Origin of the sequence: Plantactinospora sp. KLBMP9567 (assembly GCF_033446045.1) — a bacterium.
Taxonomy (GTDB): Bacteria; Actinomycetota; Actinomycetes; order Mycobacteriales; family Micromonosporaceae; genus Plantactinospora.
In genome coordinates this window covers 30,375-44,292 of record NZ_JAWQRR010000007.1, presented here as the reverse complement: position 1 = coordinate 44,292, position 13,918 = coordinate 30,375, and the positions used below count along the sequence as shown (strand labels likewise).

The 13,918-nt window shown below is 72.5% G+C and carries 14 protein-coding genes and 1 tRNA gene; 1 reads left to right on the top strand and 14 read right to left on the bottom strand.

Annotated elements, in window-relative coordinates; all coding sequences use genetic code 11:
- Positions 1–11 precede the first annotated feature (11 nt).
- The 3 genes from R6Y94_RS05490 to R6Y94_RS05480 all read right to left on the bottom strand — a co-directional run bounded on the left by R6Y94_RS05490 (position 12) and on the right by R6Y94_RS05480 (position 1,961).
- Entirely contained in the window at positions 12–767 is a 756-nt protein-coding gene (locus R6Y94_RS05490) for a Bax inhibitor-1/YccA family protein (protein WP_318394663.1), read from the bottom strand.
- Positions 768–902: 135 nt separating this feature from the next.
- Positions 903–1,724 (bottom strand): Bax inhibitor-1/YccA family protein, encoded by an 822-nt coding sequence (locus R6Y94_RS05485; RefSeq protein ID WP_318394662.1) that lies wholly within the window; start codon positions 1,722–1,724, stop codon positions 903–905.
- A gap of 156 nt (positions 1,725–1,880) precedes the next feature.
- Positions 1,881–1,961, bottom strand: a tRNA-Leu gene (locus R6Y94_RS05480).
- Between the two features lie 96 nt (positions 1,962–2,057).
- On the opposite strand from R6Y94_RS05480, the gene R6Y94_RS05475 reads away from it, so the two are divergent.
- Positions 2,058–3,899 (top strand): hypothetical protein, encoded by a 1,842-nt coding sequence (locus tag R6Y94_RS05475; RefSeq protein ID WP_318394661.1) that lies wholly within the window; start codon positions 2,058–2,060, stop codon positions 3,897–3,899.
- A 58-nt stretch (positions 3,900–3,957) separates the two neighbouring features.
- Here the strand turns inward: R6Y94_RS05475 and R6Y94_RS05470 are convergent, their stop codons facing one another.
- From R6Y94_RS05470 to R6Y94_RS05420, 11 genes are all read right to left on the bottom strand, one after another.
- Positions 3,958–4,698 (bottom strand): class I SAM-dependent methyltransferase, encoded by a 741-nt coding sequence (locus R6Y94_RS05470; protein ID WP_318394660.1) that lies wholly within the window; start codon positions 4,696–4,698, stop codon positions 3,958–3,960.
- Between the two features lie 201 nt (positions 4,699–4,899).
- A complete protein-coding gene (locus tag R6Y94_RS05465) occupies positions 4,900–6,270 on the bottom strand; it encodes an NAD(P)/FAD-dependent oxidoreductase (protein WP_318394659.1) in 1,371 nt (456 codons plus the stop codon).
- A 138-nt stretch (positions 6,271–6,408) separates the two neighbouring features.
- The gene (locus R6Y94_RS05460; protein ID WP_318394658.1) at positions 6,409–6,957 is read right to left on the bottom strand and encodes a hypothetical protein; all 549 of its coding nucleotides are present in this window, start codon (positions 6,955–6,957) and stop codon (positions 6,409–6,411) included.
- A 31-nt stretch (positions 6,958–6,988) separates the two neighbouring features.
- Positions 6,989–8,386 (bottom strand): DUF58 domain-containing protein, encoded by a 1,398-nt coding sequence (locus tag R6Y94_RS05455; protein WP_318394689.1) that lies wholly within the window; start codon positions 8,384–8,386, stop codon positions 6,989–6,991.
- Positions 8,387–8,445: 59 nt separating this feature from the next.
- The gene (locus tag R6Y94_RS05450; RefSeq protein WP_318394657.1) at positions 8,446–9,459 is read right to left on the bottom strand and encodes a MoxR family ATPase; all 1,014 of its coding nucleotides are present in this window, start codon (positions 9,457–9,459) and stop codon (positions 8,446–8,448) included.
- Entirely contained in the window at positions 9,456–10,049 is a 594-nt protein-coding gene (locus R6Y94_RS05445) for a hypothetical protein (protein ID WP_318394656.1), read from the bottom strand. The genes R6Y94_RS05450 and R6Y94_RS05445 overlap by 4 nt, the downstream gene beginning before the upstream one ends.
- On the bottom strand, positions 10,046–10,849 hold the full coding sequence (locus R6Y94_RS05440) for a DUF4129 domain-containing protein (RefSeq protein WP_318394655.1): 804 nt from the start codon (positions 10,847–10,849) through the stop codon (positions 10,046–10,048). Before R6Y94_RS05440 ends, R6Y94_RS05445 begins: the two co-directional genes overlap by 4 nt.
- A gap of 21 nt (positions 10,850–10,870) precedes the next feature.
- Positions 10,871–11,596: a uracil-DNA glycosylase gene (locus R6Y94_RS05435; protein WP_318394654.1), complete on the bottom strand. Its 726-nt coding sequence runs from the start codon at positions 11,594–11,596 to the stop codon at positions 10,871–10,873.
- 49 nt (positions 11,597–11,645) lie between these two features.
- Entirely contained in the window at positions 11,646–12,335 is a 690-nt protein-coding gene (locus R6Y94_RS05430) for a dienelactone hydrolase family protein (protein WP_318394653.1), read from the bottom strand.
- 208 nt (positions 12,336–12,543) lie between these two features.
- A complete protein-coding gene (locus R6Y94_RS05425) occupies positions 12,544–13,554 on the bottom strand; it encodes an HAAS signaling domain-containing protein (RefSeq protein ID WP_318394652.1) in 1,011 nt (336 codons plus the stop codon).
- Entirely contained in the window at positions 13,551–13,883 is a 333-nt protein-coding gene (locus tag R6Y94_RS05420) for a PadR family transcriptional regulator (protein WP_318394651.1), read from the bottom strand. Before R6Y94_RS05420 ends, R6Y94_RS05425 begins: the two co-directional genes overlap by 4 nt.
- Positions 13,884–13,918: the final 35 nt, after the last annotated feature.

Genomic DNA, 13,918 nt, shown 5'->3' with positions numbered 1-13,918 from the left:
CTACGGCCGGCTCAGCGGCGTACGTAGCTGAGCAAACGGAGGATCTGCCAGTAGAGGAAGACCAGGCCGGCCAGTAGTCCGAACGCGCAGAACCAGGCGTACCGGGCCGGCAGTCCGTCCCGGACCCCCCGCTGCACCAGGTCGAAGTCGAGGATGAAGGTCAGCGCGCCAACGGTGATGCAGACCAGCGCGAAGACGTACGGCAGCCAGCCGACCTTGCTGCCGGTGCTGTAGACCACCAGGGCCTGCTGACCGGCGATCAGGTAGACGGCGAGGTTGACCAGGCTCAGCACCACCACCCCGATCAGCGCCCCGACCACCAGTCGGGTGAACCGGGGGCTGGCCCGGAGCACCCGCAGCCCGTAGAGCAGCGCCATCCCGACGAAGACCCCGAAGGTGCCGACGACGGCCTGCACCACGATCCCCGGGTAGACCGCCTCGAAGCCTCGGCTGGCGACGCCGAGCAGCACTCCCTGGAGCACCGCGTATCCGCCGATCAGGATCGGGTTGGTGAGCCGCCGGAAGGAGATCACCAGGGCCAGCACCAACCCGGCCAGCGCCGAGCCGAGCGCGGCCGGGGCGGCCCAGCCGTCGGTCACGTACGTCCAGGCGACCGCCCCGGTGGCACCGGTCAGCAGCAGCAGGCCGACGGTCCGCACCACCACGTCGTCGATCGTCATCGGCCGGGCGGCCCCGGTGCGGAGGACCTGGCGTTCCACCCGGGCGGTGTCGTCCAGCCGGGTCAGCACCGGGTTCGCGCTCCGCACGCCCGATGCTAACAAAGCAGACATTTACGCCGCCGCCAACCTGAGCTCGAAACGGCGGACGCCCGCCCCCGGAAGTCGGGGAACGGGCGCCGCGGGTGGGCCGGCGCGCGGGTCGCGCCGGTCACGGGACGAGGATCAGTCGTCGCCCTGGAAGTAACTCAACAACCGCAGGATCTCGATGTAGAGCCAGACCAGGCTGACCAGGATGCCGAAGGCGGCAGTCCAGGAGTAGCGGCGCGGCAGGCCCATCCGCACGCCCTCCTCGACCTCGTGGAAGCTGAGGATGAAGCTGAGCGAGGCGATCACGATGCAGATCAGGCTGAACCCGATGGCGACCGGGCCACCGCTGCGCAGCCCGGTGTCGACGCCGAAGAGCGCCAGCACGAAGTTGATCAGAATGACCGCGAAAATGCCGACGGTCGCCGCGATCACGCCGCGGATGAATTTCGGCGTCGCCCGGATGGCCTTGGCCTTGTAGAGCCCGGCCATCAGGAAGAAGACCCCGAAGGTGGCGATGACCGCCTGGAGGACGATGCCCTCATATCCGGCGATGACCTCGAAGAACTTGCTGACCATGCCGACGAAGACGCCTTCGACGACGGCGTAGGTGACGACCAGTGCCGGGTTGGCGATCCGCATGAACGAGATCACCAGGCCGAGCACCAGCCCGACGACGGCGGCGCCGATCCAGGCCGCGCCGACGAGCGCGTCGGGAACCAGCACCCAGGCCAGCGCGGCGGAGAGCCCGGTGATGCCGAGCAGGGTGACCGTCTTGACGACGACGTCGTCGATGGACATCGGCGTTACGGTGGGCGGCGCGGCCGGATAGCCCGCCTCCGTCGGGTACGGCTGCCCGTAGCCGGGCTGTCCGTATGCGCCGGCCGGGGCGTAACCCGCAGCCCGCTCCCGCTCGGCCGCCTGGCCGAGTCGGGCCAGCACCGGATTGGACGTCTTCACTTTGTCAAGCCTCCTGGAAAGGTCGGTGCACAGTGCCCGTGCCCTATCCAGGGTAATGCTCCCTGGCGACGTTGTGGAGATCCACGTCACTCGACCACCCGTCGAAGGGGTTCGGCCGGTCGGCAGCGGGGCTCGGCCGGTCGCCAGCACGGATCGTGCCCGGGGCGGGGGTCGAACCCGCACGCCTTGCGGCAGCCGCTTTTAAGGCGGCCGTGTCTGCCTTTCCACCACCCGGGCAGGCGCCGAACTTCATCGGTCCTGGTGCCTGCCACGGTAGCGGGTGGAGCCCCGCCGGGCGCACCCCGTTCCCGGATCGGCACTAGAGTCAGGGCCGTGACTAGCACAGCCCGTGCGGCGCAGGACGCCGACTCCGGCCGGGCCACTCCCGCGGACGGGGCCGACCGGCCGCCGGCCCGGGCCGCGCGGTTGCGGGATGCCCTCCGTCGCAGCTGCCCGGATCTGGCCGTCAGTCTGTGCTTCGTGCTCGCGGCGGGCTGGCTCAGCTACGGGCTCTGGTTGGACCCGACCACCCGAACCCTCGCGCTCAATCCCGAGGACCAGATCCTCATCGAGTGGTTCATGGCGAACGACACCCGCATCCTGCTGGGCGATTTCACCCTGGTCAGCGACCGGCTCAACGCGCCGGACGGCTTCAACATGATGGCCAACGCCACGATGATCGTGCCGGGTCTGCTGCTGATGCCGGTCACCCTGCTGTTCGGTGCGGCCACCACGTTCGCCGTACTCATCGCCGGCAACCTGGCGGCCACCTCGATCGGCTGGTACTTCCTCTACACCCGGACACTTCGGGCTCGCCGCGTCCCGGCAGTGGTCGGCGCCGCGTTCTGCGGATTCGCCCCGGGGATGGTCTCCCAGTCCAACAGTCATCCGCACATCACGGCGCAGTGGCTGGTGCCGGCACTGGTCTGGTGCGTGGTGCGAATGGCCCAACTGGCCGACCCGGCCCTGCCGGAGGGTGGGACGCGGGCCAACCGCCGGCTACTCGGCCTGGCGGTGCTGCTCGCCGCGCTGGTCTGCACCCAGGTCTTCGTCGGCGAGGAGGTGCTGTTCCTGACCGCCGGGGCACTCGCGCTGACGGCCGTCGGGTACGTCGTCGCGAGACCCCGTTACGCACTGCGGGTGCTACCCCGGTTCGGCGGGGCTCTCCTCGTCAGCGCGGTGCTGTCGATCGCCGTGCTGGCCTACCCGCTCTGGGTGCAGTTCTACGGTCCGCAGAGCGTCCCGAACGGCATCTTCAGCCCCGACTACTTCTCGGCCGACCTGGCCAGCTACCCCGCGATCTCTCCGCTCTCCCTGTTCGGCTCCTCCGACGCGACCCGGTTGAGCACCGGGGCGGCCGAGTACAACACCTTCCTCGGGCTACCCCTTCTGTTGCTCACCGTGGCGCTCGCCTGGTGGCTGCGTCGGCGTCCGCTGGTCATCCCTATGACGATCACCGGTCTGCTCTGTGCCTGGCTCTCCCTCGGCCCCCGGGTGGTGGTGAACGGCAGCCGTACGGAAACCTGGGCGCCGTACTCGCTGCTGCGGGACAAGCCGGTCATCGAGGGCGCGCTGCCGATGCGGTTCGCCCTGGTGCTGATACCGGTGATCGCCACCCTGCTGGTGCTGGCGCTGGACCGGGCCAGCACCGCCCCGCTCGGGGCAGCAACCCGGATCGCCGTACCGGCGGCGGTAGCCGCCGCACTGATCCCGATCGTGCCCGCCCCGCTGCCCACCGCCGATCGCGAGCCGGTGCCGACCTTCATCAGCGCCGGGCACTGGCGCGACTGCGTACCGGCCGACGGCGTGCTGGTGCCGGTGCCGCTGCCCACGCCGCAGGAGCCGGAGAAGATGCGCTGGGCCGCCGCCGCGAACGCGGAGTTCCGGCTGCCGGAGGGGTTCTTCATCGCGCCGTACGCGGCCGGCGGGAAGGCGTCGATGGGCACGTTCAAGCAGCCCACCTCGGCACTGCTCAGCCAGGTCGCCACATCCGGCCAGGTACCCGCGGTCACCGACGCCGAGCGCGGGCAGGCATCCAGGGATGTGGCGTTCTGGGGCGCGTCCTGCATGGTGCTGGCGCAGACAGAGCCGAACGCACCAGCGCTGCGCCAGACCTTGGAAGCGCTCTACGGCCCGGCCACCTCGGCCGTCGACGTGTGGCTCTGGCGGTTCTGACCGGGCCTGCCGGCTCGTCCGCCCGGCGGTCACCAGCCGGAGGAGCACAAGCCGGTGGTCACTCCCGCGGAGTCTCGGCGACGGCGAAGACGGACTGCCCGAAGGGCACCCGGACCCGCTCCTCCACCCGGCGTAGCACCGGCACGCACAACCGGTCGTAGATTTTCAGCGGCATGCCCTCCCGCGGCTCCCCGTCCAGCGCCTTGACCAGCAGCATCCAGCCGAGCAGCCCGATCGAGTTGACGTACTGCACCCTGACCGGCCGCAGCCCGGCCCGACGCAGCGTCGCGGTCATCGTGGGAACGCGGTACCGCCGGAAATGACCGATCCGCCGGTCGAAGTTGCTCATCGCCTGTTCGAAGGCCGGCACGATCAGGACGATGCGTCCGCCCGGCCGGACCAGCCGGGCGAAGTCACGCAGGGCCGCCACGTCGTCCTCGATGTGCTCCAGCACGTTGAGGGCGACCACGGCGGAGTGGTCTGCGCTCTCCCGGATCGGTACGGCGAGTTCCCGGACCCGCACCGTGGGATGGTTGTCGAACCGCTCCCTCAACCGCGCCAGCCGCCCCGGGTCCGCCTCGGAGGCGGTCATCTTACGGCCGTCGGCCGCCCAGATCGCGGCAGCCTCACCGAGGCCGGAACCGATCTCGAGGGGATCGTCGCCGAGCCACGGCTCCGACAGCGCGAGAAGCCACCGGTTGTGGTTGACCGCCGACCGAAGGTCTTCCAGTACCGCCGACTGCAGGACCGTCGACTCCGCCAGCGTCGCGGGTGCCCGCAGGTCGCCCCGGACACTCACCGCGCTGGACCGGCAGTCAGCCCGGTCACGACCACCGGGGCGGTTGTTCCCTCCTGGGCGCTGACGAATCGCTTGGGGGGCACTGTCGACTCCTCGTCCTCACGCATCAAGGAGGGACAGGATATCCGCGCGCCCGCGCATCCGACCACCCGAGGCGGCCGGCCGCCGGTGACCGTCCCAGCGGACGGGAAGTGCGGGCACTCAGACCCGGGGATCGACGCCGGTCAAATTCTCGTTTCTCGGCCGGGCATCCCGGGCGACCGGCGTGCTCGCCTCCACGAACTCTTCCCGGGGGTCGTGCAACTGGCCGAGCGCGACCACCTCGCGGCGGAGGACGAAGGCGAGGGTCCAGTCCACGATCACGCGTACCTTGCGGTTCAGCGACGGGATCCGGCTCATGTGGTACGTCCGGTGCATGAACCAGGCCGGCAGCCCCTTGAGCTTGATCCCGTAGACCTGGGCAACGCCCTTGTGCAGGCCGAGGCTGGCCACGCTGCCGGCGTGCTTGTGCTTGTACTCCACCGGCTGCCGCCCCCGGATCACCGCCCGGATGTTGTCCGCCATCCGGGCCGCCTGCCGCACCGCGTGCTGGGCGCTGGGCGAGCAGTACGCCCCGGGCGGGCCGGTCAGGTCCGGCACCGCCGCGCAGTCACCGGCGCTCCACGCCCCGTCGACGACCCGGTCGCCGTCGACCACCTGGAGGGTCGGCAGGCAGGTGACCCGGCCCCGCTCGTCCCGGGGCAGGTCGGTCTGGGCCAGCATCGGCGACGGCTTCACCCCGGCCGTCCAGACGATGGTGTCGGCCCGGAAGCTGTCCCCGTCGGAGAGCCGCACCAAACCGTCCACACAGGACTCCAGCCGGGTCTCCAGCCGGATGTCCATCTTCCGCTTCAGCAACTGGGCGACCGTGTACGCGCCCATGTCCCGGTCGACCTCGGGCAGCACCCGCAGGGTCGCCTCGACCAGTACCCAGCGCATGTCGTCGGGCTTCAACTCCGGGTAGTACTTCAGGGCGTCCCGGGCCATGTCCTCCATCTCGGCCAGCGCCTCGATGCCGGCGTAGCCGCCGCCGACGAAGACGAAGGTCAGCGCGCAGCGCCGGACGTCCGGGTCGGTGGTGGCGGCGGCCACGTCCAACCGGTCCAGCACGTGGTTGCGCAGGAAGATCGCCTCACCGATGGTCTTGAACCCGATGCCCTGCTCGGCCAGCCCGGGGATGGGCAGGGTACGGGAAACGGAGCCGGGCGCCACCACGATGTGGTCGTACTGGATCTCCCGGGCCGGGCCGATGATCGGCTGCACGGTCGCGGTCTTCCGGTCGTGCTCGACCCGGGTGACCGTGCCGGAGACGATGGTGCAGCGGCGCAGCTCGCGCCGGAGCGGCACCACGGAATGCCGGGGCGAGATGTTGCCGGCCGCCGCCTCGGGCAGGAAGGGTTGGTACGTCATGTGGGGCTGCGGGTCGACGACGATGACCTCGGCCTCCCACGACCGGAGCTTCTTCGACAGGCGCAGGGCCGCGTACAGACCGACATGACCGGCGCCCACCACAAGGATCCGCTGCGGATTCACGCCTCCATCTTTCCCCCACCCGGCTCCGGATGCTGGCCAGATGCCCCTTCTGTGATTGACGACGCCAAGTGAGCCCCGTTACCCCGGTTTGCGCCGATCTTGCCTGCGGGGCCGGCAGACCGCCGGAAAACCCGACCGCTACCCGCGGCGGAACAGCCAGCCGAGCAGCGCTGCGGCGCAGACGGCCAGGGCGAGCCCGCCGAGCAGCGCGGCGACGAAACTCCGATCGCCCAACTGCCCGTCCATCGCCAACAGCGGCACCGAGAGCACCGCCGAGGCGAGCCCGACCCCCAGGGCCCGGGTGACCCACCGGGCCAGCACCTCGGGGGCGACCACCGCGTCGTACGACAGCAGGGCGGCGAGCGCCGCCAGGGTGTGGGTCAGGTACAGGAAGGTGGCCAGGGCGAGCAGCCGCCACAGCTCCACCCGCTGGTCGTACCAGCCGGTCGCCACCACCCAGACGCCGGCCGCGGCCAGTAGCACCAGGGTGGGCCAGTTCCGCCGGGGCGCGACCGCGGGGGCCAGCGCCGCCACCACCAGCAGGCCGAGCAGGCGTGGGTCGGACGGCCTGGCCGGGGACGCCAGCAGCAGCGCGAGCAGCGCGCAGCCGAAGACACCGACCCGGACCAGCAGCGGCACCAGGGTGATCCGGCCGATCGCGGCGTAGAGCTGTCTGATCCGGCTCACCACGGCGGCGCTCCGTTCGGCACGACGGCGCTCACCGCAGCGCCGGCCGGGGTGCGGAGGCGAGCCGGGCGACGTCCCGGAGCACCAGGTCGAGGCTGCCGGCCCCGGCCCAGGTGACCACCGGCACACCGTGCTCGCGGAGCTGCCCGATCGTGGTGTCCCGGTCCAGCCGCCAGAGCCGGTGCGCCACCTCGGTCCACTGCCCCCGCTTCGGCGGCACCGCCGACGGTGGCAGGGTGTCCACCGCCACCACGAACCGGCCGGACCGGGCCAGCCGGGCCAGCATCGCCGCCGACCGGGCGTCCACCAGCGGGGTGAGCACCACCACCAGGGCGTTGGAGGAGAGCAGTTGCGGGCCGAAGACCTGGTCGTACGGCTCGTGCGGGGACTGTTCGACCCGGACGTCGAGCAGCCACTCCAGCAGGGTCAGGTATTGCCGGCGGCCGGTGGCCGGACGGAGCCGGCGGGCCGACGGGCCGTATTCCAGCAGCGAGACCCGGTCGCCCCGGTGCAGGTAGTGCTCGGCGATCGCGGCGGCGGCCCGGACGCAGGTGTCCAGCACCGACGCGCTGCCCCGGATCCCGCCGGAGCGGCCCGCCTCCGCCAGCACGTCGAGCAGCAGGACCACCTCGGCGTCCCGGTCGGAGAGCATCGCCGCCACGTGCAGTTGCCGGGCCCGCAGCGAGACCCGCCAGTCGATCCGGCGCAGCCGGTCACCCGGCCCGAAGATGCGTACCCCGGCCAGCTCGCCGCCCTCGCCCGGACGCCGGGACCGGTGCCCGCCGACCAGGCCGGCGGCCCTGGGCATCGCCTCGTCCGCGTCGAACGGCTCGGTGACCGGATAGACCGGTACCGGCCGGGCGTCGCTGAGCACCGTCTGGCTGGCCAGCAGTCCGTCGCAGGCGATCGCCCGCACCGCCGCCGGACCGAGCGAGTGCCGGCCCCAGCGCAGCGTCCCGCCGTGCAGCTCCAGGTCGGCGATGGTGCCGGCCGGCACGCCGAAGCCGTAGGGGCGGTCGGTGGCGTCCCGGCGGCCGGCCGGGGCCGGACCGTCGGAGCCGTCCGACCCGGCACCGCCGGGCGCGAACCGGACCTCGCCGATCCGCAGCCAGGACGAGACCACGGTACGGACCAGCACCAGGTCGTAGCCGACATCGTCGCGGTTACCGACGCTGATCCCGGCGACCAGCGCGCCCCCCTCGACCAGGTTGGTGTCGTCGGCCCCGATCCCGATCTCCGGCGGCCGCGCCGGTCGGCGGCGCAGCGCGTACGCGGTGCCGAGCGCGAACGGGGCGGCCAGCACCACCAGGTCGATCCGGCCGAGCAGCGCACCGGCCACCAGGAAGAGCCCGGTGAGCAGCACCGCCCGGCCGAGCGCCCGGGTGGAGACCCAGTCCGGCACCGAGGCGTCCCCGGACGACGCCGTCAGGGCAGGGGCGGCCGCCCGCTGCCCGGGTACGGCGGGTCGCAGGGTCGGTCCGGTGGAGCTCACGTCGCGCGCGTCCCGGCCGGCCCGGCGGCGTAGCTGGGCAGCGCACCGCTGGCCGGCGCGGGCGTGGTCTCCAGCACCTCGTTGACCACGAACGACGGGTCGACCCGGCGCAGCCACATCTCGGGCCGCAGGGTGATCCGGTGCGCCAGCACCGGCACCGCCACCGCCTTGACGTCCTCCGGGATCACGTAGTCGCGGCCGGCGAACGCGGCGATCGCCCGGGCCAGCAGCAGCAGCCCGAGCGAGCCGCGCGGCGAGGCGCCGACCAGTACCGAGGCGTGTTCCCGGGTGGCGGCGGTCAGCGCCACGATGTAGCGGCCGACCGAGTCCTCCACCACCACGTTCTCCAGGGCGGCCTGCATCGCCCGGAGCACCGCGGCGTCCACCACCGGCTTCAGCTCCGCCTCCTCCTGGCGGCGGGCCATCCGGCGGCGGAGCACGTCCCACTCCTCCTCGGCGCCCGGATAGCCGAACGAGACCCGGAGCAGGAACCGGTCGAGCTGCGCCTCCGGCAGCGGATAGGTGCCCTCGTACTCGATCGGGTTGGCGGTGGCGATCACGTGGAACGGCGGGTCCAGCCGGTAGGTGACGCCCTCGACCGAGACCTGCTTCTCCTGCATCGCCTCCAGCAGCGCCGCCTGGGTCTTCGGCGGCGTACGGTTGATCTCGTCGGCGAGCAGCAGGTTGGTGAAGACCGGTCCGGCCCGGAAGCTGAAGTCGGCGGTGCGCTGGTCGTAGAGGAACGAACCGGTGACGTCGGCGGGGAGCAGGTCGGGGGTGAACTGCAACCGCCGGAAGTCCAGCCCGAGCGCCTGGGCGAAGGAGCGGGCGGTCAGCGTCTTGCCGAGCCCCGGCAGGTCCTCCAGCAGCACATGCCCGCCGGCCAGGATGCCGGCGAGCACCAGCTCCAGGGCGTCCCGCTTGCCCACCACCACCGTGCCGACCTGGTCCAGCACGGCCTGCGCCAGCCGACCCACGTCGAAGGTGCTGACCTGGTCCGCGTCTGTCATAGCTTCTCCAATTGGGCGACGATCGCCGCGAGGTCGCGCGGCGCCGGAGTGCGCTTGGGAGGCGTGTCGAGAAAGTTCCACAGTGGTTCGCCGAGCAGCTCCCGGGCCCGCTCCGGGTCGGTGGCCCGGGTGACGCCGTGCCGCTGCCGGAGCAGCTCGTCGACGAGTTCGCACAGCACCGGCAGCACCGCCCGGGAGAACCGCTCCGGCTCCCCCTGCGACCAGGTGAGTTTGGTCTCCCAGCGGTTGACCGCGCTGCCCAGGGCGTCCCCGACGGTCCAGTTGTAGCTGCCGTCGGACTCACCGTGGCCGGCGGGGCGGCGGAGCCGGACCGGCACCGGTGGTGGCGGGGCGAGGGTCCGGGTGAGCCGGCGCAGCAGCAGCAGGGCGAGGAAGCCGGCGAAGACGGCGGCGGCGGAGACGCCGACCCCGACCATGCGCAGCCCGAGTACGACCGCCACGGTGAGCCCGGCCGCGGCCAGTACGATCCGCAGCCAGCCGCGTACGCCGCCGCGCCGGCGGGTGGCCGTCGGCTGCTGCTCCTCCTCGTCCTGGAGCAGATCGAAGATGCTGGTGCTGGACCCGCTCACCGCTGCCCGCCCCCGGCCGCCGACCGCTCGCCGTCCCCGCCCAGCCGGTCGACCCGCGAGGTGAGTTCGGTGCGCAGCCGGCGCAGCGCGGCCACGGCCTGGGCCCGCATCCGCTCGTCGACGGTGTGCGTGGCGTACCGGGCCTCCCGGTAGACGTCGGCGAACGCGGCCAGCACGTCGGCGCTGACCGGCCGGCCGGCGCCGAGCAGCCGGGTCACCAGGTCGGTCGGGGTGTCCCCGGGCCGGCGTTCGACACCGGCTGCGGCGGCGGCCTGCTCCAGGCGTACCCAGCAGGCGATCACCGCCTTGCGCGGGTCGGCGTCGGTGTCGGAGAGGTCGACCAGGCCGGCGTCGAGCGCGGCGACGACCTCCTCCGCCGTCTGCTCGGCGGAGCGGAGCTTCCGGGCACCGGGGCGGGCCAGCCCCCGGCGGCGGCGCAGCAGGTCCCGGGACAGCGCCCAGAGCAGCGCGACCAGCACCGCCACCACCACGGCGCCGCAGAGCACCGCGCCGAGGTACGGCACCCAGTGCGGGATGAAGTCGCCTGGCTGGCCCGGTGCGGCGGTGGCAGCCGACGCTCCACCGACGGGCTGGGCCTGCTGCTCGAACGTCGGCACGATGTCGGCCGGCGGCTCGACCCGGGTGAACCCGATCGACGAGTGCGCGGCGGCGAGCGCGGCCAGCGCCAGCAGCCCGGCGACCGCCGCCAGCGGCCAGAGCGTCCGGAGCAGGCCGGCGGTGAGGCTGGACCGGGGCGGGTGCGGTGCCGGGCGGGCACGGCCGGAGTGCCCGTCGGTCATCGCACCGCCTCCCTGAGCCGTCTAGCCGTCCTCGTCCAGCCCGGCCAGGTGCCGGGCCCGGGCGAACACCTCGTCCAGCATTGTCGGTGTGAGCCGCCCGGTAAAGGTGTTCTGCTGGCTGACGTGGTAACAGCCGAGCACCTGCGGGACGGCCTCGTCTCCGGACCAGTGTGCCCCATGCCCGAACCCGGGTCGCGGGGTGGGCGGTCGCACACCGTACACCTGGCGGAGCAGCGGCCACCACGCCGCCCAGGCGAACGCGCCCAGCGTGACCACGACGCGCAGGGTTGGTCTGATCAGGTCGATCTCCCGGTGCAGCCAGGGCGCGCAGGTGTCCCGCTCCGCCGGGCTGGGCTTGTTGTCCGGCGGGGCGCAGCGGACGGCGGCGGCGATCCGGGTGTGTCGCAGCGCGAGGCAGTCGTCGGCGGCGACGCTGGTCGGCTGGTTGGCCAGGCCGGCCCGGTGTAGCGCGGCGAAGAGCACGTCGCCGGAGCGGTCACCGGTGAAGATCCGCCCGGTCCGGTTGCCGCCGTGCGCGGCCGGGGCCAGCCCGAGGATGGCGATCCGGGCGTCGGGAACGCCGAAGCCGGGGACCGGGCGGCCCCAGTATTCCTGGTCGCGGAAGGCTGCCCGGCGGACGGCGGCGACCTCCTCCCGCCAGGCGACCAGCCGGGGGCAGGCGAAGCAGTCGGCGACGGCGCCGTCCAACTCGGCCAGGTCGCCCGCCCGCGTTGCGCGGGCGAGCACGTCCCCGGGGGTACGCGACCGCCGGTCGGATCCGGCGGGTCGGTGCGGTTCAGCCAAGTCGGGCCCGGAAGAGTTCCAGGGTACGGGCCCAGGCGCTGGCCGCCGCCCGCTGGTCGAAGACCTCCGGCCGGTCGTCGTTGAAGAAGGCGTGCCGGGTGCCGGGGTAGTCGTGGGTGGTGCAGTCGCCACCGGCCGCCTCGATCGCCTGCCGGGCCGCCTTGACCCCGTCGGCCGCCGAGGTGCCGTCCTCCTCCGAGCAGTGGATCACGGCGGTCTTGCCGGCGTAGTCGGACCACTCGGGACGCATCCGCTCCCAGGGCAGTACCGGATAGAAGCCCACGGTCGCGACGATCCGGTCGGAGAGGGTCGCCGACCAGAGCGCGAGGCTGCCCCCGGCGCAGAAGCCGACGCAGCCGACCTTGTCGCCGCCGACCTCGGGCCGCTCCGCGAGGTAGTCGGCGGCACCGGCGATGTCCCGGGCGGCCTGGTCCATGGCCAGGCCCATCAGCAGCTTGCCGGCCTGGTCGGGCTCGGTGGTGGAGGCACCGTGGTAGAGGTCGGGGGCGAGCGCCACGAAGCCGGCCTCGGCGAACCGGTCGGCGACCGATGTGATGTGCGGCACCAGTCCCCACCACTCCTGGATGACGATGACGGCCGGACCGGTCGCGCCGCCGGCCGGCAGCGCCAGGTAGCCCTCGCTGGTCCCCCCGTTACTCGGGTAACTCACCATCTCGCCCATCGGTGGCCCTCCTGTCGGTCAGTCATCGTTGGCTGGTCGCACAGTTCTACCCACCCAAAGTCCGGTGGTCCGGGTCTTGCGTGCCGGGTGTTCGGGTAGCCTGCCACGCCCGACGGGGGGACGGAAGCCAACAGCGACGTGGCGTACACCTCCTGTTGCACAGGTGTACGCCACGTCGTCGACCGCGCCCGGGGGAGCGGTTCGCGGTCTAGTTCGTCGGGGTAGGAGTCGGGGTCTGCGCACCGCTCGGGCTGGCGGTCGCACCCGGAGTGGCCGGCGGGGCGGTACCGCCCGGGGTGGCGGTCGGTTCGGCCGGAGCGGTCGGCTCCGGGGCCGGCGGTGACGTCGGTCCGAACCGGAACGGCGCCCCCTCCGGGCAGTACGGGTACGTCATCCGGGTCAGGTCGCCGTACTCCGGCATGGTCTGGTAACGATGCTGCGCCTCGGCGCACCACGGGTTGCCGAGCCGGATCGGCTGGCCGCTCTGGTCGAAGAGTCGTACGCCCTCCAGCAGCCGTCCCTGACTGTCGTAGACGTAGACGTCCTGCACCCCCGAGTACTGGTCGGTGTAGACCTGCTCGTACTGCAAGGTGCTGCCGCCACCGGCCCGGCTGTCGAGTTCGACGAAGCCGGCCAGGCCGAAGAGGACCAGCAGGGCCGCACCGAGGTTGAGAACCAGCCTCGGGCGCCGGCCCATCCGGTCGGTGCGCCGGCCGAGCCAGATCGACCCGGTGATGGTGACGGCGAGCAGCAGCAGCGCGGCCAGGCCGCTGCCGCCGAGCCGGGGCAGCAGCCCGAACGATGTTCCGGTCAGCAGCACGGTGATCAGCATCGCGGCGAGGTAGCCGCGCAGGATCCACCAGGCGGGGCGGAGCAGCCGGAGGAATTCGCTGAGCCGGGTGTAGCCGAGGACGGGCCCGAGCCGGTTGTCGGCGGCGCGGATCCGCTCCCGGCCCTTGCGGACCGCAGCGCCGATCCGCTGGTCGAGGTTGACGGCACCGGCCGGCGGGGTGACTCCGGCGGCGGTACGCAGTTCCATCGCGTACGCCTGCGGCGGGCCGAGCCGCTCGTAGAGCGACCCCTCCGCCTCGGCGGCCACCTCGGCCAGGTGCTCGGGCAGGTCTTCGAGCAGTTCGTCGCGGACCGGCGGCGGCAGGTCGGCCAGCGCCTCGCGGACCTGCCCGACGTACCGGGCGATCTCCTGCTCCGTCACGGTCATGCCGCCATCCCCTTGTCGTCGAGCAGCCTGTCCATGGTGGTGGCGAAGGAACGCCAGACCTTGCCGGATCGGAGGAGCTGGTCCCGCCCTGCCGGGTTGAGCGCGTAGTACTTCCGATGGGGGCCCGACTCGCTGGGCACCACGTAGGTGGTGAGCAGGCCGGCCTGGAAGAGCCGGCGCAGCGTGCCGTAGACGGAGGCGTCGCCGATCTCTTCGAGGCCGGCGGCGCGGAGCCGGCGCATGATGTCGTAGCCGTAGCCGTCCTCGTCCTTCAGCACGGCCAGGACCGCGAGATCCAGCACGCCTTTGAGCAACTGGGTCGTGTCCACGCCGGCGATACTACTATTCAATGCGTAGTACCGTC

Coding starts and splice junctions, on each gene's coding strand:
- R6Y94_RS05450 (WP_318394657.1), bottom strand. CDS start 9,459: ATGACAGACGCGGACCAGGTCAGCACCTTCGACGTGGGTCGGCTGGCG.
- R6Y94_RS05440 (WP_318394655.1), bottom strand. CDS start 10,849: ATGACCGACGGGCACTCCGGCCGTGCCCGCCCGGCACCGCACCCGCCC.
- R6Y94_RS05430 (WP_318394653.1), bottom strand. CDS start 12,335: ATGGGCGAGATGGTGAGTTACCCGAGTAACGGGGGGACCAGCGAGGGC.
- R6Y94_RS05425 (WP_318394652.1), bottom strand. CDS start 13,554: ATGACCGTGACGGAGCAGGAGATCGCCCGGTACGTCGGGCAGGTCCGC.